The sequence below is a fragment of the Paenibacillus sp. Lou8.1 genome (assembly GCF_024213565.1).
GTDB lineage: Bacteria > Bacillota > Bacilli > Paenibacillales > Paenibacillaceae > Paenibacillus > Paenibacillus polymyxa_B.
This window is the reverse complement of sequence record NZ_JANAVN010000004.1, coordinates 82,645-107,275: the sequence shown is the minus strand read 5'-3', so window position 1 is coordinate 107,275 and position 24,631 is coordinate 82,645. Positions and strand designations below refer to the sequence as shown.

Sequence of the window (24,631 nt, the reverse complement as noted above, 5' to 3'; positions counted from 1 at the left end):
TGCTTCGACAGATGTTTTTCTTATGGTAAAATAGAGAGATCAGAGGGGAGAGGGCTGTCAGTATGAACTTTCATCAGTTGCACATTTTTTATACCGTAGCGGAGCGTGGGAGCTTTTCGGCGGCGGCACAAGCGCTGCATATGACACAACCTGCGGTGACGATGCAAATTCAGTCTTTGGAAGATTATTTCGGCACGAAGCTGCTGCAACGTTCGACTAAAAAAATCGAGCTTTCAGAGGCGGGAGCGACACTACTACCTTTTGCGAAAAAAAGCATGCAACTGATTAGGGAAGCTGACGAGGCGATGTCTGCTTTTACTCACATGCTGGAGGGAAGATTGCATATTGGCGCCAGCCTAACGATTGGTGAGTATATTGTACCAAGAATGTTGGGGCCGTTTGGCCAGGAATACCCTCATATACGCATGGCAATGAATGTGATGAATACGACTCAAATTATGGATGATATACTAAAACATCAGTTGAATTTAGGACTGATTGAGGCCCCAGTCCAGCATCCGGATATCGTGGTAGAACCTGTAATGCAGGACGAACTGAAACTGATTGTGCCTTCAGGACATGCGCTGGCCAAGGCTAAAAAAGTGGTTCTGGAAGATGTGTTTAAGCATCCCTTTGTAGCCAGAGAAAAGGGATCTGGTACACGTCAAGTGATAGAAGATGAGCTGAAAAGTCGTGGTGTGGATGCCTCTCGACTTGGTATTGTAATGGAGATGGGGAGCACCGGAGCGGTTAAATCGGCGGTGGAGGCTGGACTGGGTATTACCATGCTATCACCTTCTTCGGTGAAGCATGAAGTTGCGCTCGGTTTGTTGAAAATTGTGAACATTTCAGATATCGCGTTCAAACGAGAATTTTATGCAATTCATTTGAAGTCGGCGTTGTTGCCGATTCCGGTAGTCACCTTCCTGTCTTACTTGCGTCGTCATGATCAGGGAACGGACGTGCTGAGGGACTTGCAGGACGAGCATGCAAAGGTGAAAGAGAAGGAGGATGTATAATGAAGGAGCAGATTAACGTAAAACGATATGATTTACATACACACACCCAAGCATCTGACGGCATGCAGCCACCCGCAGATAATGTGCGCTGGGCCAAGGAAAAAGGACTGGCAGGTGTAGCCATTACAGATCATGATACGGTAGCTGGTCTGGAGGAAGCTCTGAAGGAGGGAAAACGCATAGGAATTACTGTGGTGCCAGGAGTGGAAATTAGTACTCGAGCTGGCGGTAAGGATATTCATATACTCGGTTATTTTATGGATTACCGCAATAAAGTGTTTTTGGAGCGGTTGGAAAAGCTTCGCCAGGCGCGGGATACCCGTAATGATTTGATTTTGAGTCAATTGCGTAGTCTGGGCGTGGAAATCACACTGGATGAAGTGGTGGCTACGATGGGCAGACCGCTGGCACCAGATGAAAGCATTGGACGTCCACATATGGCAGATACGCTGGTTCAAAAGGGATATGCGAAGGATATGCGGGATGCGTTTGACCGTTACTTGGCGGAAGGAGCACCCGGATATGTGTCTGTACCCCGTGTAGAGCCTGCGGAGGCCATAAACTGGATTCGTGAAGCAGGAGGGGTTCCTGTGGTGGCCCACCCTGGCTTATACGGAAATGATGAGCTGGTTCGCTCTATTATAGAGGAGGCGAAGCCTGTGGGCTTGGAGGTGCGACATTCGGACCATGATGATGAGGCTGAGAGCCGATATACTGCGATGGCGGCACAATATGGGCTCATTGCAACTGGCGGCTCGGATTTTCACGGTGCACGCCAAGGTGTTATTTTCCACGGTGATCTGGGTAGCCGTAGTGTGGAAGATCAGGTTGTCGAGGAATTGAGGAAGGCTGCTGTTGGACAAAAGTAAATAAAGCCCCTTGCCTTATGCATGGAACACAAGAAGTGTATCGTGCAAAGAACAAAGGGCTTTTTTTGTGGATTCAATAGGCTGGTGAGACTTAGCCGTTTTTGATGCGATTCGGCAACTTTTTGACCAGTTCCTCATCGGGTGTAATGAAGAGCGTACGCTGATGGGCGTAGATGACAAAGCCGGGCTTGGCTCCGCTGGGCTTACGTACATGCCGAATCAGGGTGGCGTCCACAGGCACACTGCTGGACTGCTTGGCCTGGCTAAAGTAGGCAGCGAGTTGAGCTGCTTCCTCCAGCGTCGTATCCCCGAATTGCTCAGCACGAATAACGACGTGTGACCCCGGAATATCCTTTGTGTGCAGCCAGGTGTCATTTGGTCCGGCCAGTCGATTTGTCACATATTCATTTTGCAAGTTGTTTTTGCCGACCAGTAACTCGATACCCTCGGATGATGTATAAACGTGCAGGGTTGGACGGTCGTTTTTCTTCTTTTTCTTTCCTTTTTTGACCCGATCTCTGAGATAGCCCTGCTGAACCAGTTCTTCACGTATTTCCTCAATGTCATTCATAGAGGCGTGGGCTAGCTGCTGAAGAAGATTGTCCATATAACGGATTTCTTCGTGCGTTTTCTCCAGTTGTTCGTCAATGACAGCCAAGCTGTTTTTATATTTGTTGTATTTTTTAAAATACCGTTGTGCATTATCCGATGGGTTGAGTAGCGGGTCCAGTGGGATGGTCATTGGACGCTGTTCCTCATCATAAAAGTTGGTGAGCGTCACTTCTTTGTCCCCTTTTTTCACCTCATGCAGCGAAGCGAATAGCAGCTCTCCATAAACGCGAAATTGATCCGCATCTTCCGCCTCGGCCAAATCCTGATGGAGATAGTCGAGTTTTTTTACGTTTTTACTCCGCTCGTTTTGCAGAAACCGCAGTAGGTCACTGACCTTTTGCTTAACCGTATCCCTTTCTGCTTTTTCACCGAAGAAGTCTTCCATACACTCACTGATAGTAGCGTACTCCTTACGTTCTTCTTGGATCAACGTCAGTGGAATGGCTGAGAATATCACTTTATCTTGTGCATTTAGTCCAGATACTGGCTGAAAACGATGATTCCGCACGTCATCCATGATGTGACTGAATGTACTCCATAGTGAACGATCACTATCACCAGATACTTCATTAGTTACTCGAGTTAGTATCTCTTCAGCAACGAGGGGACTGAGTCCAGTAAAAGTGTTCACGATCCAGCGTTTGGGAGCTTCTTCGGCCTCGATCGCAGTTTGATACGAGGATATGAAGGCTGCCTCTTCCGTTTCTAATGGATTCAGCTTGTTTTGTTCAGGAGGCTCCGTGTATTGAAAGCCGGGCATAATGACCCGATAGCTACTGATAGACGGTGTGACATGATGAATGCCATCCAGCATCACGCCTGTTTCCGGGTCAAGCAAAATAATGTTGCTGTGTCTACCCATCAGTTCAATGATAATTCGTTTGAGTGAAATATCTCCCAGTTCATCACGTTGACGTATATCCATGTGAATAATACGCTCCATGCCCACCTGCGTGATTTTCTCAATAACGCCTCCTTCGCAATGCTTGCGAAGGAGCATGCAAAACATAGGGGCTTCTGTCGGATTAAGAAAGCTTTGTTCTGTAAAATGTACACGCGGGAAGGTCGGATTAGCCGACAGCAGCAGCTTTACGCTTCCGCCTTGTGCCCGCAGATTCAGCACGATATCTCGATCATTTGGCTGATGTATCTTATTAATGCGCCCGCCCCGGATTCCTTGCAGTTCGTGTACGATAGCGCGGGTTACGATTCCGTCCAATGCCATAATTATGTTCTCCTTTGAAGCAAATGTATTTTCGCCTTCCTTCTATGATACATAACTTTGGGACAAAACTTAAGCGGCTTTGTGATATTTCAGGTCCTGTCCGAATAGATTGAATCTAGAAAGTCTGTCCAGCTTATCAGCAATCGCGGCACAAAAATATAATAACGGGCAGCCATCCTACGCACAACCGACGGAAACGGACTATCTGACCGGGAGGGAATTGGGGAGAATGGAACAAGCACACTGGCACCAATTAAGCAATGAACAGCTTTCAACAAGTCTGGAAGTCGACCCGAAGCAGGGTCTTTCGGAGGAACAGCTTGCGGAACGAAGAGAAAGGTCAGGATGGAATGAGCTGAGCGAGGGGAAGCGAGTTTCGGCAATCTTGCTGCTGCTCAATCAGTTCAAGGATTTTATGATGCTTGTATTGATGGGAGCGACCCTGATATCCGGACTGCTTGGCGAATATTTGGACGCGATTACCATTATTGCTATTGTTGTACTGAATGGAATTCTCGGCTTTGTACAAGAATTCAGAGCTGAGCGTTCATTGCGAGCTTTGAGACAACTGTCGGCCCCAACCGCCAAAGTGTTGCGGGGCGGCAAACGAATTCAAGTTCAGGCCAGAGAACTGGTGCCGGGTGATATTGTGCTGCTGGAAAGTGGTGATCGCATTCCCGCAGATGTAAGGTGGTTGAGTACGAACGGCTGTGATGTAGAGGAGTCCGCCCTGACAGGTGAATCAGTTCCGGTGAGTAAGCATTGCCGCCCTATTCATGCCGCCGAAGTACCACTCGGGGATCAAAAAAACATCGGTTTTATGGGCACGATGATGACCAGAGGAACCGCACAAGGAATGGTTATACGTACAGGTATGAGTACCGAAATGGGCAAGATCGCAGACTTGATTGAAAATACGGAGTCGCAGGAGACACCGTTGCAGCACAGATTGGAGCAATTGGGCAAAATTTTGATTATCGTAGCGTTGGCGCTAACGGTGCTCGTTGTCGTAGCAGGCATTTTACATGGACAGCCAGCCATGAGCATGTTCTTGGCTGGAGTGAGCTTGGCTGTGGCGGCTATACCGGAAGGGTTGCCAGCTATTGTGACGATTGCGCTCGCATTGGGTGTGCAGCGTATGATTAAACGAAAGGCGATTGTGCGTAAGCTGCCTTCTGTTGAAACGCTCGGCTGTGCATCTGTCATTTGTTCCGACAAAACGGGTACTCTGACCCAAAATAAAATGACAGTCACCAAGCTATGGCTGGACGGTCGTTTCTGGGGAGTTACGGGAGAGGGCTATGACCCACACGGGCATATTATGGACAGAGACCTTCCTGCCGATCTTAAAAACGGACAATCTCTGCGTAGACTGCTGCAAGCCAGTGTGCTTTGCAACAATGCGGAAATTGTTCAAGCCGATACAGAGGAGCTACGTTCGAAAAAGAAAACCAAAGAGCCGACGCCGTCCGCCGTTTGGGAACTGAAGGGTGATCCGACGGAAGGAGCGCTGATCACGTTAGCTGCCAAGGGCGGAGTCACGCGACAAGGGCTATATGAGCTGTACACAAGGGAGCGAGAATTTCCCTTTGACTCGGATCGGAAGCGAATGTCGGTACTCGTACGCCACCAGGGAGGACACATTGTCTTTGCCAAAGGTGCCCCGGATGTACTGCTGGGTCAGTGTTCCTATATTTTATGGGAAGGAAATGTCGTTCCGTTAACGGGTACGCTGCGCCAAAAGGTACTGGCGGCTAACGAAGGAATGGCCTCGGAGGCGCTACGTGTACTTGGTGTCGCTTACCGTGATATCCGCTCGCATGAGCGTGTCTCCACGGTTGAGGAGGCTGAAGCACAGCTGATCTTTATTGGGCTGACAGGCATGATTGATCCGCCACGTCGTGAGGTTCGCGAAGCCATTGGCAAGTGCCGTCGTGCTGGCATTCGCACTGTGATGATTACCGGAGATCACGGTACAACTGCAGAGGCCATTGCACAGCAGCTGGGCATTCTTCAGCGCGGATCCCATGTGTTGACAGGACAGGAATTGTCTGCGATGGATGATGCGGCGCTGGACAAAGCCGTTGATGCCGTCTCTGTGTATGCACGAGTTTCGCCGGAGCACAAGCTACGGATCGTTAAGTCGCTGCAAAGACGCGGACATGTCGTAGCCATGACCGGAGATGGTGTCAATGACGCTCCAGCGATAAAGGCGTCGGACATCGGTATTGCCATGGGCATTACGGGGACGGACGTGACCAAAGAAGCGGCTGCGCTTGTTCTGAGTGATGATAATTTCTCAACCATTGTAGCCGCAATTGAGGAAGGACGGAATATTTACGAGAATATCCGTAAATTTATCCGTTATCTACTCGCCTCCAATGTTGGTGAGATTTTGACGATGTTTTTTGCCATGATGGCCGGGCTGCCATTACCTTTGTTACCGATCCAGATTTTATGGGTGAATCTGGTAACAGATGGCCTACCAGCGATGGCTCTGGGGGTGGACCAGCCAGAAAAGGATCTTATGGAGCACAAACCTCGTGGCGCAAAGGAAAATATTTTTGCTCGTCGATTGGGCTGGAAAATCATTAGTCGTGGCTTGTTGATTGGTTTATGTACGCTAGCGGCCTTCTGGCTGACATTACGTATTGCACCGGATGACGCAGGACAATTGATCAAAGCACAGTCCGTTGCCTTTGCTACGCTAGTCTTGGCACAGTTAATTCATGTATTTGATTGCCGCAGTTCCCGTTCTATTTTCCATCGTAATCCGTTTCAAAACAGTTATCTCGTGCTTGCCGTGCTGTCCTCCGTAGTGCTAATGCTAGTGGTTATGTACGTGCCTATGCTGCAACCTATTTTCAAAACGGTACCGCTCGGTTTGCGTGAGTGGGCGCTATCCATTGTCGCAGCTGGGATTCCGACGTTTCTGATGGGAGCAGGAAGTGTATGGGGCGGTCGACGCAACCGTCGTCGCGGCGGAAATACACACTTTTCAGCGGGACGTACGAAGTTTTCAGCCTAGAAATCGGGTCATGCATATCGCATCGCTTTCCCACTATTGTCCTGTATGATATCATGGGATCAAAGCTTCATGAGGAACATGATATCAGCAGCAACGGCGGAGGTAAGCTATGGAATTCACAAAAATGAACGGTCTAGGTAATGATTTTATCGTTTGGTTTGGGCATCAGGATTTGCCGTCTGACGCCTCGGAATTAGCTGTTCGGCTATGTGATCGACATTTTGGTGTTGGCGCCGATGGGTTGGTATATATATTGCCGTCAGAGAAAGCGGATTTCTGCATGCGCATCATTAACTCGGACGGCTCGGAGGCCGAGCAATGTGGTAATGCTATCCGTTGTGCTGCCAAGTACGTATATGACCGTAAACATATCAACCGTGAACAGATCACGATCGAGACCCTGGGTGCAGGTGTGCAGCAGGTGGAACTAACTGTAGAGAACGGACTTGTTCGTAGGGTGAAGGTAGATATGGGAGAGCCGATTCTTGAGGGTTTGAAAATTCCAACTACACTAGAGCGGACTAGCGTAATTAACGAGCCTATTGAAGCTGGAGGAAGTGGTTTTCGCTTTACGGCTGTATCTATGGGGAATCCGCACTGTGTCATTTATGTGGAGGATGCGCCAAGCTTTGAGCTGGAAGCCTGGGGGCCAAAGCTGGAATGCCATCCGTTGTTCCCTAAAAAAACAAATGTTGAGTTCGCCACGGTACGTAGCCGGAAGCATATAGATATGAGAGTATGGGAGAGGGGAGCCGGACCAACGCTAGCTTGTGGAACCGGAGCCTGTGCTACGCTTGTTGCTTCTGTACTAAACGGATACAGCGATCGTCACGCCATTGTAAGCCTGAAGGGCGGCGATCTGGATATCGAATGGAGCGAGGAAGATAATCACATATATATGATGGGCCCGGCTGAGATCGTGTACGAAGGTCGTCTGTTCTGAATCATGTGAATTATAAAGATAGCGTGTAACTGGCCTATGAATCGTATAGAAGTGAGTGAAAAGAAGACCTTAGAGGTCTTCTCAGGCTGTCGAGAAACCCCCTGTTTTTTTGCAGGGGGTTTAAAACTGTCTTAGTGGTCTAAAAACTAGGGTCCTCAGATCGTTTTAAATCGATTTTTGTTTTAAAAGATGCGTCTCCCCATATAAAAATAGAATTGTCGAAAAGTCCTCTGGACTTTCTCGACACTCTGAGAAGACCTTAGAGGTCTTCTTTTTTTGGACTTACATGCCCCTGTATACAAGGAATACGATGAAGAAGGCAATATTCTGTCTTTTTTTGGCGCCTGAACGATGTATAATATAGAAAATGAAAAAACAATAAGGAGGCCGTTCATAGTGCGGAAATTTCGTTGGATTTCAGCAGTTGCAGTCCTCATATTTGTAGCCACCGCGCTTCCGGTTCAGGCGGCGACCATTCCTGCTGCCGCGGAAACGACGGACAAGCAGGTTGGCTCGCTAACTCCGACAGTGGTAAGCCGTTTAGAAAAAGCGGTGCAAGAACTCATTGGTTCAAAGACAGCATTTCAATTTGACGATGTGACAGATATGGGGAAAACCTGGATTGTAGAGGGCGAACTGGAAGACGGAACTGCTACGTTGCAGACAGAATATAATAAAGAAAAAAACAGAGTGGATTCTACAACCATACGATATAAAATAAGCAGCTTGGGAAAGGCGATGAACGCGCCACTCAAGACGAAAGTGCTAAACAGCGCCAAAGCGTTTGACAGCAAGCGTCCTCTGCAGTTTGAAGCATTTTGGCGGGTCAAATCCCCTTATCAGTCCAACAAGCCTTCAAATTACTGGGTGTTTTGGGGTGCAGGAGAACAAGCTTCCTCGTTGTATGTGGATGTGGATCGAGGTAACGCTATTACCATCAACGCGGACTATGCCCTGAAGCAGGTGGACCCTGTGTTACTGAACCGTGCAATGAACACATTTAAGCGTGTGAGTGGACAGCGAATCAAGGTACAGCACGCTTCACGGTACAAGGACGAGACGAAGGGACTTTCATACTGGTCGTTTGAGGATGCAAACGAGGCGAGTGAGGTCAAAATTAGCGCGGTAACCGGTAAAGTGCTGGCCGTATCCACCTATGGGGTAGACTGGAACGATGACGCAGATTTCAAAAAAACATTTGCAAGCCCGAAATATACTGCTTCAGAAGCTTTGAAGCTAGTCAAGCCCAAGGCTCAGATGTTGTTTAATATCAATTTGACCGGCTATAAAGTGAAAGTTCAAGGGAATCAATATACGTTCTCCAAGCAGCAAAAGGGAACGGATTCTATTGTGGCTAAAGTGAATAAAAAAGGGACTTTTTACGCGTACTCTCTCCATTCTTCCGATGGGAAAATATAGTAGGAAATAGAAAAGATAAATGAAGCTGCTTCACTCCTGATATCATATTGTCGGGGGGTGGGGCGGCTTTTTTTGTTTTTGGCTTATGTTTGTAGTCTCTTTATGTTACATTAGTATGAAAATAAAGAGCGGGGTGGAGTAGAGGACATGAAACCGGATTTGCGTACTGTGCTGAATCGTGAAATTATTGTCGGAGACGGCGCAATGGGGACTTTTTTATACCAGCTAGGATTTCCAGTAAATACGTCTTTCGAAGAACTGAACATCACTTCGCCTGACGTTATATCAGACGTGCATGGTCAATATTTAAGTGCAGGAGCTCGATTGCTGGAGACTAATACATTTTCTGCAAATGATTATAAGTTAGCCCGGTTTGGTTTGGAATCTAAGGTAGAAGAGATCAATCGTGCCGGTGTGAGAATTGCCAGAGCTGCGGCCGGACCTGAACATTATGTGGTAGGTGCAGTGGGTTCCATATGTGGGGGCAAACGGCTTAACATATCAAAACTGGAGCTGGCAAGAAACTATGAGCAGCAAATTGATGCCCTTCTCTCCGAAGGAGTCGACGGCATTTTGTGCGAAACGTTTTATTCACTGGATGAAATACGCATTGCGCTTCACAGTGTACGTAAATACAGTGACATTCCGGTAATTTGTCAGTTTGCAGTTGATCAGGTTGGTCGTACCCAGGATGGTTTTTTGGTGGCGGAAGCTTTTTCGGTGCTGCGTAATGAGGGGGCAGACATCCTTGGATTTAACTGTCACTCGGGTCCGCAGGGAATTATGAGTGTAATGGAGCAGCTGGACGGCCCTTTGTCTGTACCGCTGTCCGTATATCCGAATGCAGGACTAGCAGATTATGTGGACGGTCACTATGTATACGGTGCATCACCTGAATATTTTGGAGAATGTGCCAAGTCCTTTGTAGACCTGGGGACGAGGCTGCTCGGTGGTTGCTGCGGAACTACACCGGAACATATTGCAGCTATCTCCAAAGCCTTGAACCGTTTGCAACCGCCTCCGCTGGCTTCAAAAGAAGCTTTGTCGAAAGAGTCCTTTCAAGTGGCAGAGCAGATTGCAGATGAAGAGGAACGAGGAAATGGCAAACATACCAGCGAGCCCAATATTGTGGATCTGGTTAAGGAACGTCATACAGTCATTGTAGAACTGGATCCTCCGCGCGATCTGGACATTACAAGGTTTATGCAAGGTGCTCATGCATTGAAGAAAGCAGGGGCCGACGCGCTTACACTAGCTGACAACTCGCTTGCAGTCACTCGCATGAGCAACATGGCGCTTGGACATTTGGTCAGTATTGAAACAGGCTTGCGCCCATTAATTCATATAGCATGTCGTGATCGCAATCTGATTGGTACTCAATCCCACATGATGGGTTTTGACGCGCTCGGTATTGACCATGTACTGGCGGTTACTGGAGATCCGGCGCGGTTCGGTGATTTGCCAGGCGCCAGTTCGGTGTATGATATGACCTCTTTTGAAATCATACGCATGATCAAGCAATTAAATGATGGTGTCGCATTTTCCGGTAAGCCACTGAAGCAGAAAGCTAATTTTGTGGTAGGTGCCGCATTTAATCCTAATGTCAAGCATTTGGGTAAAGCCGTACAGCGGTTGGAGAAGAAGATTGCCTCCGGAGCCGATTATGTTATGACTCAGCCCGTATACGACCACGAGTTGATTGCAGCCATCGCGGAAGCGACACGACATTTGGAAGTACCGATTTTTATCGGTATTATGCCGCTGGCTAGTGGGCGCAATGCAGAATACTTGCACAATGAAGTGCCAGGGATTCAGTTATCCGATGAGGTACGTGCACGTATGTCTGGTCTTGAGGGTCCGGAAGGACGAGCAATGGGCGTGTCTATTGCCAAGGAGTTACTTGATACGGCAATGGAACATTTTAATGGTATCTATTTTATGACTCCATTTATGTTCTATGAAATGACAGCTGAACTGACTTCTTACGTATGGCAAAAATCAGGCCGTGCACAGGCCCCCTTGTTTCGACTATAATAATCAATTACAATAGTATAATGGATGTGATGCCGATGTCATTGAGTATGACCGGATACGGTCAAGCCATCCTTCATTATGAGGGCTATAAAGTGCGCTTGGAATTGAAATCGGTGAATCACCGCTATTGCGAAGTGATGATGAGAATTCCGCGCGAATGGACTCGATACGAAGATGGCTTGAGAAGAACGGTTCAACAGCAGATTAAACGCGGTCGTATCGATGTCTTCATCCACAGGGAACGTGATGAAGAACAGATGCCCGCCGCGCGGTTGAATGACACTGTGGTGCAGGCTTACCTGCATGCAGCGGAGCAGCTGGCGGATCGTTATGGAGTGAAAGGAACGTTAGGGATAAGCGATATTCTTGCTTTGCCTGACGTTCTGGGTGAGCCTGGAGAGACTTGCCATGGAGATGAAGAGGACTGGGAAGAGCAACTACAGCGGGCTTTGAATGAAGCTTTGCAAGGTTTACTGGAGATGAGAAGGCGAGAAGGCGGGCATTTGGCGCAAGATGTGGAATCCCGTATTTTACGTCTGGAATCTCTGCATCATGAAATGACGGTGCTGGCTCCTCATGTTGTGAGCGACTACCGTAACAGGCTGAAACACAGGCTTAAAGAGCTTCAGGACGGTTCATTTACGCTTGATGAACATAAGTTCGGAATGGAGATTGCGTTATTCGCGGATCGCAGCAATATTGACGAGGAACTTACCCGGCTTCAAAGTCACTTTGGACAGTGCAAGGGATTGCTGCTGTCAGACGAGCCGGCCGGTCGCAAATTAGATTTTTTAATCCAGGAAATGAACAGGGAAGTCAACACGATCGGCTCCAAGGCTAATCATCTCACATTGGTTAATTTGGTCGTTGAGATGAAAGCAGAGCTCGAGAAAATTCGTGAGCAGGCTGCAAATATTGAGTAGCTACCTGGTAGCGGCACGGCTGCAAGAGTCACATGTATAGGGGGAAAGACCTGAATATGGCAATCAAATTGATCAATATTGGTTTCGGCAATATCGTGTCGGCCAACCGAATTATCTCCATCGTCAGTCCGGAGTCTGCTCCGATCAAGCGGATTATACAGGAAGCCAGGGACCGTCATATGCTAATTGATGCTACCTATGGCCGCCGGACGCGGGCTGTTATTATTACAGACAGTGATCATGTAATCCTGTCTGCGGTGCAGCCGGAGACGGTCGCTCATCGCCTATCCACTAAAGATGATGACAATGACGAATAAAAATGGAGTGTACTATGGCTAAGGGATTATTATTTGTAATATCCGGACCTTCGGGTGTCGGTAAAGGGACGGTAGGCAACGCATTGCGTGACAAGCTACCAGAGATAACATACTCCGTTTCTGCTACAACTCGAACACCTCGTTCAGGCGAACAGGATGGAGTGACTTATTTTTTTAAAACGCGTGAAGAATTTTTGGGTATGATTGAACGAGATGAAATGCTGGAGTATGCTGAGTATGTAGGGAACTATTATGGTACTCCACGTGATTTTGTAGATCAGACCCTTGCGCAGGGAAAAGATATTTTTCTGGAGATTGAAGTTCAGGGAGCGCTAAAGGTTAAAGAAAAATTTCCAGAAGGCATATTCATTTTTCTGCTTCCGCCTTCGCTAGACGAATTAAAGGATAGAATCCGGGGACGGGGCACAGAAACTCAAGCGACCATAGACCACCGTATGTCGGTAGCTGTGGATGAAATGAATTTGTTGCGTCACTATGATTATGCGGTCGTCAATGATGAGATTGATTTCGCTTGTAAACGAATAGAATCCATTATTATCGCCGAACATTGTAAGGTTCATCCTTAAACGAGGGCTTTACATATGCCAGGCGTACTTAAAGAGAAATAATACTGTATAAGCTGAGCTTGAAGGTGTACACTGGAGTTCAGCTTATACAGTCCCAAAACTACATGAAGAGGTGTCTATTCGTGCTGTATCCTTCCATTGATGAAATGATGAAAAAGGCAGATAGTAAGTATTCGTTGGTTGTAGCGGCTTCACGTCGTGCCAGACAGTTGCGCGAGGGTGAAAAGACGACTCTCAAGAATCCTAAATCCCACAAACAGGTTGGAGTGGCGTTGGAAGAGATTTACGCGGATCATCTGCGTCTTGAAAGCGGCGAAGACGAGTAAGAATTATACACAACTATTATAACCGGGCGCAATGCCAATTCCTTTGACAACCGCAAGGTTGTTATTTTTTTAGGTCAGGGGGAGTTAACGATGTTGAAGGGAAAAGTTATTATTCTTGGTATAACTGGCGGAATTGCTGCTTACAAAGGGGCAGCGCTGTGTAGTAGGTTGACGCAAAAGGGCGCCGATGTTCATGTGATTATGACGGCCTCTGCCAAGGAGTTTATTACTGAACTTACGTTGCAGTCGCTCTCTCGTAATCCGGTGTACAGTGACACATTTGATGAAAGAGAGCCGTCAGTCGTATCCCATATTCATCTGGCGGATGCGGCTGATTTGGTGCTTGTTGCTCCTGCAACTGCGAATATTATCGGGAAAATGGCGCATGGTCTTGCTGATGATATGCTGTCTACAACGTTGTTGGCTACAACAGCGCCTATTATGGTGGCACCTGCGATGAATGTACATATGTACACTCATCCCGCAGTCATGCAAAATATGGAGACGCTTGTATCACGTGGCGTGAAGATGATTGAGCCTGGTGAAGGATTACTGGCTTGCGGTTACGTTGGCAAAGGACGTTTGGAAGAGCCGGACACAATTGTGCAAACCATAGAGCATTTTTTTGATCAGCAAGCTCAGGAACAAAAAACCACCATCAAGTCTGAACCACGATGGTTTGGTGACGAATCTATGGAGGCTCAAATGCCTGAGTCACTTGTGAATGAGAATGAATCGGTGCTTTCAGGCAAAAAAGTCATTGTAACGGCTGGAGGCACGATCGAGCGAATTGATCCAGTACGTTATATCACAAATGATTCATCTGGCAAAATGGGCTTTGCCATTGCAAAAGTGGCTCAGGAGATGGGTGCAGAGGTGCACTTGATTGCTGCCAATACCAGCGCGGAACCGCCTACTGGTATTATGCTTGAAAGAGTCCAGTCAGCTGAAGACATGTACGACGCTGTTTTAAAACAATGGGAAACGAGCGATATGGTCGTTATGGCTGCTGCAGTTGCAGATTATCGACCACGTGAGATTGCACAGACCAAGATCAAGAAAAAAGATAGTGTATTTACGCTAGAGCTAGTGAAGAACGTCGATATTTTAGAATCACTCGGACGGAGTAAGAAACATCAATTTTTAATTGGCTTTGCAGCTGAAACCGAACATTTGGAGACGTATGCGATAGATAAATTAGAACGTAAAAATTGTGATTTGATCGCGGCAAACGATGTAACTGTGAATGGTGCTGGTTTTGGCGTCGATACGAATGCTGTTCAAATTTATGACCGAAGCGGGATCGTAGAGCGTATTCCTGTACAGTCAAAGGAAGAAGTCGCGCGTAAGTTGCTTACTATAGCCGCGGGACGCATGGGTGGGGTGCTGCATTAATGGAGACGGGCAATTTAGTTGCCAAGGTCATTGTCGATGTACCTGCCAAGGATACGGACCGCACCTTCGATTATCTGATACCAGACTCAATGAGACCTTGGATTGAGCCGGGTAGTCGGGTAGCTGTGCCATTTGGCAAACGGACGGTGCAGGCTTTTGTCATCTCGGTAGTCCCAGCTGATGATCCACCGAAATACAGAATGAGAGCGATCCAGGAACTGCTGGATTTGGTACCACCCTTATCTGCCGACCTAGTCGAACTGGGCAAATGGATGAGCGAACGTTATGCTTGTAATCAAATTATGGCACTGCAAGTGATGATTCCTACCGCGCTCAAGGGCAAAGCAGAACGTTATATCTCAATTGCGGAACAGCATGAGTTAACGCATCCACAACGTACTATACAACCGAATCAGGGCGATGAACTCGAATGGGCACTTCTGACCGACGATGGTATGAGTGATCCGACGGAGCGTCGGATTGTTAGCTTCATTCAGGAGAAGGAGCAAGTCCCATTGCAGCAACTCAGTCGACGTTTCCCTGAGGAAGCAGAGGTTATTAAATCCCTGTTACGCCGGGGTGTGCTTCAGGAAAGTCAAGTTATCAAAGACAAACTTGGTAAAAAGACCATGAAATCCGTTGATCTGGCTATTGGCATAGACGAGGCATCAACGGCACTGGAGCAATTTTCTGCCAAAGCACAGCGTCAGCGGGAGGTACTTGCTTTTTTGCTGGAACGTAGCGAGTTTCTGCCTTTGTCGCTGAAGGAAGTCATGACCTCACTGAGTGTCTCGGCTGCAACGGTTAAGGCGTTGGAAGATAAGGGCTATGTGTTGCTGGAGGATGTCGAAGTGTTCCGCGACCCCTACCGGGGCAGACACTTCAAGCCTACAGAGCCACTCCCTCTCACAGCAGAGCAGCAGTCAGTATATGAACGCATTATTCGCCAGCTGGACACACGTGAGCAAGGAGCTTATTTGTTGCATGGAGTCACAGGGAGCGGTAAGACGGAAATCTATCTACAGACAATTCAGCGTTGTATCGAGCAGAATCGGCAGGCTATTGTGCTGGTACCTGAAATATCGTTAACCCCACAAATGGTTGAGCGTTTTAAAGGCCGGTTTGGCGATCAGGTAGCAGTGATGCACAGTAGGTTGTCCGGGGGGGAACGGTACGATGAGTGGCGCAAAATACGCGAAGGCCGTGTGAAAGTGGCGATTGGTGCTCGCTCGGCAGTATTTGCGCCTTTTCGTGAGTTAGGTCTTATTATTATGGATGAGGAGCACGAAACGTCCTATAAGCAGGAAGAGACACCTAAATATCATGCGCGTGATGTCGCCATTCGCAGAGCCCATCAGCATGGGGCTGTTGTTATTCTCGGCTCGGCTACACCGTCGCTGGAAAGCTACTATGCAGCTCGCTCACAAAGCAACGACGAATTTGCGCCGTTGCTGCTTGAAATGCCAACTCGCGCATTGGGGAACACGTTACCCGAAGTACATATCATGGATATGCGTGAGGAGCTGCGTGCTGGCAACCGCTCTATGTTCAGCCGTGCGTTGCATAATGGAATTGCAGAGCGGTTAGAGCGTAAGGAGCAGACGGTACTACTGTTGAATCGGCGTGGGCACTCCACGTTCGTCATGTGCCGTAGCTGTGGCTATGTCGCGGGTTGTCCGCATTGTGATATTTCGCTTACGTATCATCAGCGGTCGAACAATTTACGTTGCCATTACTGTGGCTATTCCGAGCCCGTGCCTCAGACTTGCCCTGAGTGCGGTAGTGAGCATATTCGCTATTTCGGTACAGGTACCCAGCGAGTGGAAGAAGAGCTGGCGAAGCTATTCCCCGGTATACGTGTTGTTCGAATGGATGTTGATACAACAACAGAAAAAAATGCCCACGAAAAGCTCCTCAAGCAATTTCGTGATAAAAAAGCGGACGTGCTGCTCGGTACTCAAATGGTTGCCAAAGGCCTGGACTTTCCCGATGTGACACTGGTTGGTGTCATTACTGCGGATTCGGCTCTCAATTTACCGGATTTTCGGGCCGCGGAAAAGACTTTTCAACTGTTAACACAAGTAGCTGGACGTGCTGGGAGACATCAATTGCCAGGGGAAGTATTTGTACAATCCTATACTCCAGAGCATTATTCGGTGATTCACGCAAGTCGCCATGATTATGCTTCTTTTGTGAGGGAAGAATTGAAACACCGCCGCAATTTGCACTATCCACCATATTGTCGTCTTATTTTGGTGACCTTTTCTCATGAACAACTCCCGGTGCTGGTCCGGCTGGCTGAGAATTATTCAGCAACACTACAGGGACGGGCCAGACAACGGGGATGGTTCGGGAATATGGATCGTCTTACATCGGATGTACTCGACATTTTGGGACCAGTAGCTTCACCCATTTCGAGAATCAAGAATAGATACCGATTTCAATGTATGATAAAATGGCGTGGAAATATTGATGCGATTAGTTTGGCTCAGCAAGTAGCTGATGAAATGGCCGAATCCGCACAGGCACAAAAGTTGCTGATTAGTCTGGATGTTGATCCGCAAATGCTTATGTAGAGTGTTGCCACAAAAGTTATTAGCACAATTAATGCGGACAAGCCGTCCGTACATAGGATAATGTAGCAGTCGCGTTTGTGATGAATACAGTTAGGCCTAAATGAAGCATAAAGAGGAAGGTGTTCTGTTGTCATGTCAATTAGAATTATAGTGTTGGAGCCGGATGATGTATTGCACAAAGTAGCAAAGGAAGTCACTAAAATTACGCCTAACGTGCAAAAGCTGCTCGACGATATGGCAGATACGATGTATGAAGCGGAGGGAGTAGGTCTTGCTGCTCCGCAAGTAGGTATTTTGAAGCGTCTCATCGTTGTAGATGCTGGAGATGAGCATGGTTTGATTAAAATGATTAATCCAGAGATCGTGGCCGAAGAAGGGGAGGAATTGGGTCCTGAAGGCTGCCTGAGTATACCTGGGTTGAACGGGGATGTGCGTCGTGCCGAGAAGGTTACAGTCAAGGGACTGGACCGCGAGGGTAAAACCATTACCGTTACAGCGACAGGGTTGCTTTCTCGTGCTTTTCAGCATGAAATTGACCATTTAAATGGAATTTTGTTCACGGATATTGCAGAAAAAGTATATGAGGTTGCGCTGGAACAGCCAGGACCGAACCGTCAGATAGGAGAGTGAGGTTCGATGAGTCAAGACATTCGTATTATCTTTATGGGTACGCCTGAGTTTGCAGTGCCATCGCTGAACATGTTACTGGATAACGGTTATAACGTGGTTGGTGTGATTACACAGCCTGATAAGCCACAGGGACGAAAAAAAATATTGACGCCTACACCAGTCAAGGAAGCGGCAGAAAAACGAGGATTACCTGTACTGCAACCGACCCGCCTGCGTCAGCCAGAAGCGGTGGCTCAGGTGGCAGAGCTGCGTCCTGATCTGATCGTAACCGCAGCCTATGGGCAAATTTTGCCTAAGTCCGTACTAGACCTGCCTCGGTTCGGCTGTCTGAATGTGCATGGTTCGTTACTTCCCCGTTATCGGGGAGGTGCACCGATCCAGCGTGCGATTATTAATGGTGAAACTGTGACGGGTGTGACGCTGATGTATATGGCGGAAGGACTGGACACTGGCGATATGATATCGCGAGTTGAGGTTGCTATAGAGCCGGAGGATACCTCTGGTACGATTTTTGAGAAGCTAAGCGTAGCTGGAGCAAAGCTTTTGCAGGACGAGCTGCCTAAGTTGCTGGCAGGCCAATCAGACCGTACGCAGCAAAACGAGGACGAGGCAACTTATGCCCCGAACCTGAACCGCGAGGATGAGCGTATTTCGTGGAGTGCCAATGCTCAGCAGATATACAACCGGATTCGCGGCCTGGTTCCTTTTTCCGGTGCGTTTACGCTTTGGGAGGAAAATGTTTTTAAAATTTGGGCTGCTGAGCAGCCTTTCATAAACAGTGAAGTGAGTGGCTCAAATGTTCCAGCACCCGGAACGGTTCTTCAATTGACTGCTCGTGGCATTGAGGTGCAGACAGGCGAAGGAACTCTTTGGCTGACTCAGGTTCAACCGGCTGGCAAAAAGGTTATGGATGCCGGAACCTTTGCGCGCGGCGGACAGATGAAGCCAGGCACGGTGCTCGGATGAGCGGGAGTCACTCCCGCCAGGGAGGCCAAGGCAAGGGAGTGGGTGCCAGATCCGGCAAGACTCGCAATCAGACGGCGCGGGAAGTTGCACTTGATGTGTTGACCGGTGTGGAGCAAGAGGGTGCATATAGCAATCTTGAGCTAAATCGTCGGCTTCAGCAGGCAGGTTTATCTGCAAGTGACGCTGGTTTGGCGACGGAACTTGTATACGGTACAATCGCACGCCGAAATACACTAGATTATTTCCTGAATAAATTTGTTCAAAAAGGAACGGCCAAGCTTCAGGCTTGGGTACGTTCGTTGCTGCGGATGAGTGTGTATCAGGTGGTTTATCTGGATCGAGTTCCAGATCATGCAGTCGTTAGTGAAGCGGTGACCATTGCTAAGCGTCGTGGGCATCAGGGGATTTCCGGTATGGTCAACGGCGTGCTCCGCAGCATGTTGCGTGAGCCGGACAAGCTGCGTATTCCTGACGATTTGTCACCAGAGGAACGGATTTCATTAGAACATTCCCATCCACAGTGGCTGGTTAAGCGCTGGATTAAGCAATACGGTGCAGATACTGCTGAGGCTATCTGTCAGGCTAATAATGAGCCCCCTGCGGTCAGCGTACGGGTGAATACGACAATGACCAGCCGTGATCAGCTGCTGGACGAGATGCGCTCAAAAGGGCTTGATGCCGTTCCTTCCGCAGTTAGTCCCTATGGGATTGTTGTTCGTAGCGGTGGAAATATGGCGCTTACCTCGTGGTATACGGACGGCTTGCTGTCCGTACAGGATGAAAGCTCCATGCTCGTTGCCGAAGCAGTCGCTCCTGAGCCTGGCATGCTGGTACTGGATTGCTGTGCCGCTCCAGGTGGAAAAACAGCTCATATGGCCGAGCTGATGAAGGATCAAGGCCGGATCGTTGCGAATGATCTGCATGCCCATAAGCATCAATTAATCCGTGAACAGGCTAATCGACTTGGCCTGGATGCTGTGGAAACAGTCACTGGTGATGCGCTAGAACTGAAAGAACGCTATGCTCCAGCTTCTTTTGACCGTATTTTACTGGATGCGCCATGCTCTGGCTTTGGAGTAATTCGTCGTAAACCGGACCTGCGTTGGAGCAAAACTGCGCAGGATGTTCGCGACATTACACAGCTTCAGCATGAGTTGCTGGATAGTGTGGCGGGATTGTTGAAGCCAGGTGGTATTCTGGTGTATAGCACATGCACGATTGAACCGGACGAAAATGAAGGACAATTGACTCAGTTTTTAAGCGAACATCCAGAGTATGAATTGGCAGAGGGTCATTCCTTCCCGGACGTGAGCCACGAAAAGGATAGTATTCAGGGAGGCTCGGTACAGCTGTTACCGCAGCATTTTCACAGCGACGGGTTTTATATCGCGCGCCTGCGTCGGGTGAAATAGCGCGGAAGAGAATTCAGGCAGCTGCCCACCAGTATTTCCACATTCCGCCGGAACATTTCCGGCGGTTTTTTGCATGAAAGATGAAAAATTTTTACCCCTCCAGGGATTTGTGCTAAAATAGGAAGAATGAAAAATACGATCTACGATCAAACAGAACTTAATGAAGAAGGAACGGGTGCAAACATTGATGAAACCTTTTATATATGATTTAACTCTGGAGGAGCTTCAGGACTGGGCCAAGAACAATGGCGAGCCTGCTTTTCGTGGCGGACAAATTTTTGACTGGCTGTATGTGAAGCGGGTCAATGATTTCAGCGAGATGACGAATTTGTCCAAGGCGCTGAGAGAGAAGCTTGAGGAGCAATTTAGTTTTGTGACGCTTAGTGAAATTACAAAGTTGGAATCAAAGGACGGTACAGTAAAATTCCTGTTCGGTTTGCACGATGATCATGCCATTGAAACGGTCATTATGAGACACAATTACGGAAACAGTATTTGTGTAACGACGCAAGTGGGATGCCGGATTGGTTGCACTTTCTGCGCATCGACGCTCGGAGGCCTCAAACGGAACCTGACAGCTGGTGAAATTACTGCACAGGTAGTACAGGCTCAGAAAATTTTGGATAAAACGAATGAACGAGTGAGCAGCATCGTGATTATGGGCTCAGGCGAGCCTTTTGAAAACTATGAAGCGACCATGACGTTTTTGCGTACAATGGTTCATGAAAAAGGTCTGAACATTGGTCAACGTCATATCACGGTGTCGACTAGCGGTATTGTACCGAATATTTATAAATTTGCCGACGAGGATACCCAGATTAATCTGGCAATATCCATTCATGCGCCTAATGATGCGCTTCGTTCGAAGCTGATGCCTGTAAATCGGCGTTATCCCTTTAAAGATGTTATGGATTCTCTACGTTACTATCTTGCTAAGACGGGGCGGAGAATTTCGTTTGAATATGCCCTGATTGGCGGGGTAAACGATCAGGCAGAACATGCTGAAGAGCTAGCGGATGTGTTAAAGGACATGCTGTGTCACGTCAATTTGATTCCAGTCAATCATGTGCCTGAGCGCAAGTATGTGCGCACATCACGCAGCGATATTTTTAATTTCCAACGTATTCTTGCCGAAAAAGGCGTCAATGTGACGATCCGGCGTGAACAGGGTCACGATATTGCCGCTGCTTGCGGTCAGTTGCGTGCAAAGCATATGGAGTTGGGGTGAAACCATTTGATCAAAACAGTTCATGTCAGCCATGTCGGACGTGTACGTTCGGTGAATGAGGATTCTGCCTGGATCAGGCACTTGGAGCAAGGCTATATTCTTGGGATTGTTGCCGATGGTATGGGGGGGCATTTGGCCGGTGATACGGCCAGCCGCCTTGCGGTAGAGACACTTGCCGCTGATTTGGCGACGCTGGAGAGCGGATTATCCGCACATTCTTTGACGGCGGCGCTCAGCGACGCTATTTTGCATGCCAATGAAGTCATCTTCCAGACGGCTGCACGCGATGACAAGTATCATAATATGGGAACGACAGTTGTTGCGGTTTTACTAAACGATGCATCCGGAATTATCGGACATATCGGTGATAGTCGCGCCTATGTCATATCCAAAGGAGCGGTACGTCAGCTTACAGAAGACCATACTTTGGTTAATGAGCTGTTCAAAAACGGTCAGATCAGTAAGGAAGAACGGGAGAACCATCCCCGTCGCAATGTGCTGACTCGGGCGCTGGGTACTGATTCTGAGGTGAAAGTGGATATTGACTCCATTGCGCTGGAAAAAGGCGATGTACTGTTACTGTGTAGCGACGGATTAAGCAATCTGGTAACGGAAGAACAAATCAGTAAAGTAGTAGGTGCCGCAGAGAATCCTTTGGAGGAGCGTGCGGATCGTCTGCTACATCTGGCGCTGCTTGCCGGAGGAGACGATAACATTACTGTGGCTTTGTTTGAATTGCCCGATGACACGGTTTCATTGAGTGAAAAGGGGTGTGACGCATGATCGGGCACCTGCTAGGGGGAAGATACGAAATTATTGAGCGCATCGGTGGCGGCGGTATGGCGCTGGTGTATAAGGCTCAAGACATTTTGCTGAATCGCAATGTTGCAGTTAAAGTGTTGCGCCAGCAATTTGTTCATGATGAGGAATTTATTCGCCGGTTTCGGCGTGAGGCGCAGTCTGCGGCCTCGCTTTCGCATTCGAATGTGGTCAGTATTTATGATGTCGGCCAAGAGGATGAAATCCATTATATTGTAATGGAGTGCATCGAAGGTAAAAATTTGAATGAGATTATTAAAGAACGTGCGCCATTGCAAGTGGATGAAGCAGTACGGATTGCATCCCAGATTTGTGATGCGCTGGAGCATGCCCATCAAAATCAGATTATTCACCGAGACATTAAGCCTCATAATATATTAATTGGACGTAATGGACGGGTTAAGGTAACCGATTTTGGGATTGCTAGAGCCGTTACGTCAACGACCATTACCCAGACGGGTTCTGTTGTAGGTTCTGTTCATTATTTTTCACCTGAGCATGCAAAGGGTGTCGTCACCGGCGAAAAATCGGACTTATATTCTTTAGGTATTGTCTTATATCAAATGCTGACGGCGCAGCTCCCTTTCCTGGGAGAAAGTCCAATTAGTGTAGCGCTCAAGCATTTGCAAGAGGAATTTGAGGAACCGCGTAAAATTAATCCGTTGATTCCGCAAAGTGTGGAAAATGTCATTCTAAAATCCATGCGCAAAAATCCAGAAGAGCGTTATCAATCGGCAGACGAGATGCTAAAAGATTTGGAAACCTGTTTGCTGCCGGGACGGCGTAATGAATCCAAGCTGGAGTTTACACATTTGGATGATGAGGATCAAACACGGGTTATTCCGGCTATTAAGCCTCAACAATTAGGGATGTCTTCTAGCGGGGATGATGTACCTGCTCAACCGCGTGAGTCTGAACAGCTTCCGAGCAAGCAATCGTCCAAGAAAAATAGAAAAAAAGCGATTTTGTGGGTAACACTAGTGTTGGTGTTACTTCTGTGCATGGGCGGAGTGGTGTACTATGTGCAAAGTGTACTGGTCGTGCCTGAGGTAAAAGTACCAGGTGTATTGACACAAACAGAAGACCAAGCGAAGGTTAATCTCAGTAAAGCGGGGCTACTCATTGAGGAGCCAATCCAGCATGAATACAAAGAAGGAATCGCGCCTGGAGTTGTATTTTATCAAAGCTATCCTGCAGATTCTTTAGTCAAGGAAGGAACTAAGATTAGTCTGAAAGTCGGGATTGCCAAGCCGCTCACCCCGATGCCGGATGTCAAAGGCCAAAGCTACGAAAATGCTGTTAAGCTGCTGACCGCCCAGCAAATTAAGGAGACGCAGATTCAGCAAAATGAGCAGTTCAGTGATCAGGCCGCAGGGACCGTCCTTAGTCAGACACCCGCTGCAAATGAGCCATTTGATAAGGATTCAGTCCAGGTTGTGCTTACAGTCAGCAAGGGAGCTGACACTGTAAAAATGCCAAGTCTCGTAGGGAAGACGCAGAGTCAAGCGGAAAATGAGGTCAAAAAGGCAGGACTGAAGGTTGGCTCGATTAAAGAAGAATTTAGCTATGAGCAGGAAAAAGGAAGAGTAACCAAACAATGGCCGTCAGAGGCAGGCAGTGAGCTGCCACCAAATACGGAAATTACGATTTATGTAAGTACTGGTTACCCGCCAGAAGCGATTACGCTGCCATTTAATGTGCCTGTTGCGCCCAAGGAAGAGGGGAAAAACAGCAAAATTCGTATCACTTATACGGATGCACGTGGAGAAAATCAGGAATGGGGAAGCCGTACGATTAATACGACACAGGTGTTCACTATCAACCTGCTAATGGCTCCGAACAAAGACAGTGTTGTCTCAGTATTTAGAGATGGCGACTTTATTGATACGTATCCAGTCTCATATATTGAGGCGAAAAATGGAACGGTGACGATGCCCCAAATTGCTCCGCCTGCCGGAACTTCACCAACGGATACACCTGATGGTACTTCCTCGCAGAATGGAAGTGGAAACGGCGAGGAAGGTGATAGCGGGGGAGCTTCTAATGATAGTGGTAATAGTGGAGGAGACTTGAACAATCAGGAGGGCACGGGAAGTAATGGTGACCCTTCCGCCTTTGTTCCTGGAACGAATTCCACGGGGGGGACGCGCAGTGAGTTGGCGGTTAGTTATAAAAACAACCCAGGCCACGCTTCCCACAAAAAGAAGGAAAAAGTGATTGAGGCTGTTCAGCATCAGTAAACTTGCAATAGGAAGATGCTCAACCTGCTATACGCAATGAAACTTGAACATTATGAAGGAGGA

19 protein-coding genes are annotated in these 24,631 nt (G+C 48.0%); 18 read left to right on the top strand and 1 reads right to left on the bottom strand.

Going from position 1 to position 24,631, the window contains the following annotated elements; all coding sequences use genetic code 11:
* Positions 1-62: 62 nt before the first annotated feature.
* Together NLX78_RS07055 and NLX78_RS07050 are read left to right on the top strand one after the other, a co-directional pair.
* Positions 63-1,019 (top strand): selenium metabolism-associated LysR family transcriptional regulator, encoded by a 957-nt coding sequence (locus tag NLX78_RS07055; RefSeq protein WP_254349987.1) that lies wholly within the window; start codon positions 63-65, stop codon positions 1,017-1,019.
* Positions 1,019-1,888: a PHP domain-containing protein gene (locus tag NLX78_RS07050; RefSeq protein WP_254349986.1), complete on the top strand. Its 870-nt coding sequence runs from the start codon at positions 1,019-1,021 to the stop codon at positions 1,886-1,888. Before NLX78_RS07055 ends, NLX78_RS07050 begins: the two co-directional genes overlap by 1 nt.
* 91 nt (positions 1,889-1,979) lie before the next feature.
* On the opposite strand, the gene NLX78_RS07045 is transcribed toward NLX78_RS07050, so the two are convergent.
* Positions 1,980-3,725 (bottom strand): Rqc2 family fibronectin-binding protein, encoded by a 1,746-nt coding sequence (locus NLX78_RS07045; RefSeq protein ID WP_254349985.1) that lies wholly within the window; start codon positions 3,723-3,725, stop codon positions 1,980-1,982.
* 229 nt (positions 3,726-3,954) lie between these two features.
* On the opposite strand from NLX78_RS07045, the gene NLX78_RS07040 reads away from it, so the two are divergent.
* The 16 genes from NLX78_RS07040 (at position 3,955) to pknB (ending at position 24,568) form a co-directional block, all read left to right on the top strand.
* On the top strand, positions 3,955-6,753 hold the full coding sequence (locus NLX78_RS07040; RefSeq protein ID WP_254349984.1) for a calcium-translocating P-type ATPase, SERCA-type: 2,799 nt from the start codon (positions 3,955-3,957) through the stop codon (positions 6,751-6,753).
* Positions 6,754-6,862: 109 nt separating this feature from the next.
* The gene (dapF, locus tag NLX78_RS07035; protein ID WP_250268765.1) at positions 6,863-7,696 is read left to right on the top strand and encodes a diaminopimelate epimerase; all 834 of its coding nucleotides are present in this window, start codon (positions 6,863-6,865) and stop codon (positions 7,694-7,696) included.
* A gap of 396 nt (positions 7,697-8,092) precedes the next feature.
* A complete protein-coding gene (locus tag NLX78_RS07030) occupies positions 8,093-9,115 on the top strand; it encodes a hypothetical protein (RefSeq protein WP_250268764.1) in 1,023 nt (340 codons plus the stop codon).
* A gap of 147 nt (positions 9,116-9,262) precedes the next feature.
* Positions 9,263-11,149, top strand: a complete 1,887-nt coding sequence (locus NLX78_RS07025; protein ID WP_250268763.1) for a bifunctional homocysteine S-methyltransferase/methylenetetrahydrofolate reductase — start codon at positions 9,263-9,265, stop codon at positions 11,147-11,149.
* A 35-nt stretch (positions 11,150-11,184) separates the two neighbouring features.
* Complete coding sequence (locus tag NLX78_RS07020) at positions 11,185-12,072, top strand: YicC/YloC family endoribonuclease (RefSeq protein WP_254349983.1); 888 nt, start codon at positions 11,185-11,187, stop codon at positions 12,070-12,072.
* A gap of 56 nt (positions 12,073-12,128) precedes the next feature.
* Positions 12,129-12,389, top strand: a complete 261-nt coding sequence (remA, locus tag NLX78_RS07015; protein WP_005548256.1) for an extracellular matrix/biofilm regulator RemA — start codon at positions 12,129-12,131, stop codon at positions 12,387-12,389.
* A 14-nt stretch (positions 12,390-12,403) separates the two neighbouring features.
* Complete coding sequence (gene gmk, locus NLX78_RS07010; protein WP_013310894.1) at positions 12,404-12,976, top strand: guanylate kinase; 573 nt, start codon at positions 12,404-12,406, stop codon at positions 12,974-12,976.
* A 122-nt stretch (positions 12,977-13,098) separates the two neighbouring features.
* The gene (gene rpoZ / locus NLX78_RS07005; RefSeq protein ID WP_013310893.1) at positions 13,099-13,302 is read left to right on the top strand and encodes a DNA-directed RNA polymerase subunit omega; all 204 of its coding nucleotides are present in this window, start codon (positions 13,099-13,101) and stop codon (positions 13,300-13,302) included.
* A 90-nt stretch (positions 13,303-13,392) separates the two neighbouring features.
* On the top strand, positions 13,393-14,697 hold the full coding sequence (gene coaBC / locus NLX78_RS07000) for a bifunctional phosphopantothenoylcysteine decarboxylase/phosphopantothenate--cysteine ligase CoaBC (RefSeq protein ID WP_069289878.1): 1,305 nt from the start codon (positions 13,393-13,395) through the stop codon (positions 14,695-14,697).
* Positions 14,697-17,273, top strand: a complete 2,577-nt coding sequence (gene priA / locus NLX78_RS06995) for a primosomal protein N' (RefSeq protein WP_028540561.1) — start codon at positions 14,697-14,699, stop codon at positions 17,271-17,273. Before coaBC ends, priA begins: the two co-directional genes overlap by 1 nt.
* A gap of 132 nt (positions 17,274-17,405) precedes the next feature.
* A complete protein-coding gene (gene def, locus NLX78_RS06990; RefSeq protein ID WP_061829023.1) occupies positions 17,406-17,903 on the top strand; it encodes a peptide deformylase in 498 nt (165 codons plus the stop codon).
* Between the two features lie 6 nt (positions 17,904-17,909).
* On the top strand, positions 17,910-18,869 hold the full coding sequence (gene fmt, locus NLX78_RS06985) for a methionyl-tRNA formyltransferase (protein WP_061829024.1): 960 nt from the start codon (positions 17,910-17,912) through the stop codon (positions 18,867-18,869).
* On the top strand, positions 18,866-20,281 hold the full coding sequence (rsmB, locus tag NLX78_RS06980) for a 16S rRNA (cytosine(967)-C(5))-methyltransferase RsmB (protein ID WP_061829025.1): 1,416 nt from the start codon (positions 18,866-18,868) through the stop codon (positions 20,279-20,281). The genes fmt and rsmB overlap by 4 nt, the downstream gene beginning before the upstream one ends.
* A gap of 187 nt (positions 20,282-20,468) precedes the next feature.
* Complete coding sequence (rlmN, locus tag NLX78_RS06975; protein ID WP_013310887.1) at positions 20,469-21,509, top strand: dual-specificity RNA methyltransferase RlmN; 1,041 nt, start codon at positions 20,469-20,471, stop codon at positions 21,507-21,509.
* A gap of 6 nt (positions 21,510-21,515) precedes the next feature.
* Positions 21,516-22,292: a Stp1/IreP family PP2C-type Ser/Thr phosphatase gene (locus NLX78_RS06970; protein ID WP_069289875.1), complete on the top strand. Its 777-nt coding sequence runs from the start codon at positions 21,516-21,518 to the stop codon at positions 22,290-22,292.
* Positions 22,289-24,568: a Stk1 family PASTA domain-containing Ser/Thr kinase gene (gene pknB / locus NLX78_RS06965; RefSeq protein WP_254349982.1), complete on the top strand. Its 2,280-nt coding sequence runs from the start codon at positions 22,289-22,291 to the stop codon at positions 24,566-24,568. The genes NLX78_RS06970 and pknB overlap by 4 nt, the downstream gene beginning before the upstream one ends.
* The last annotated feature ends 63 nt before the right edge of the window (positions 24,569-24,631 follow it).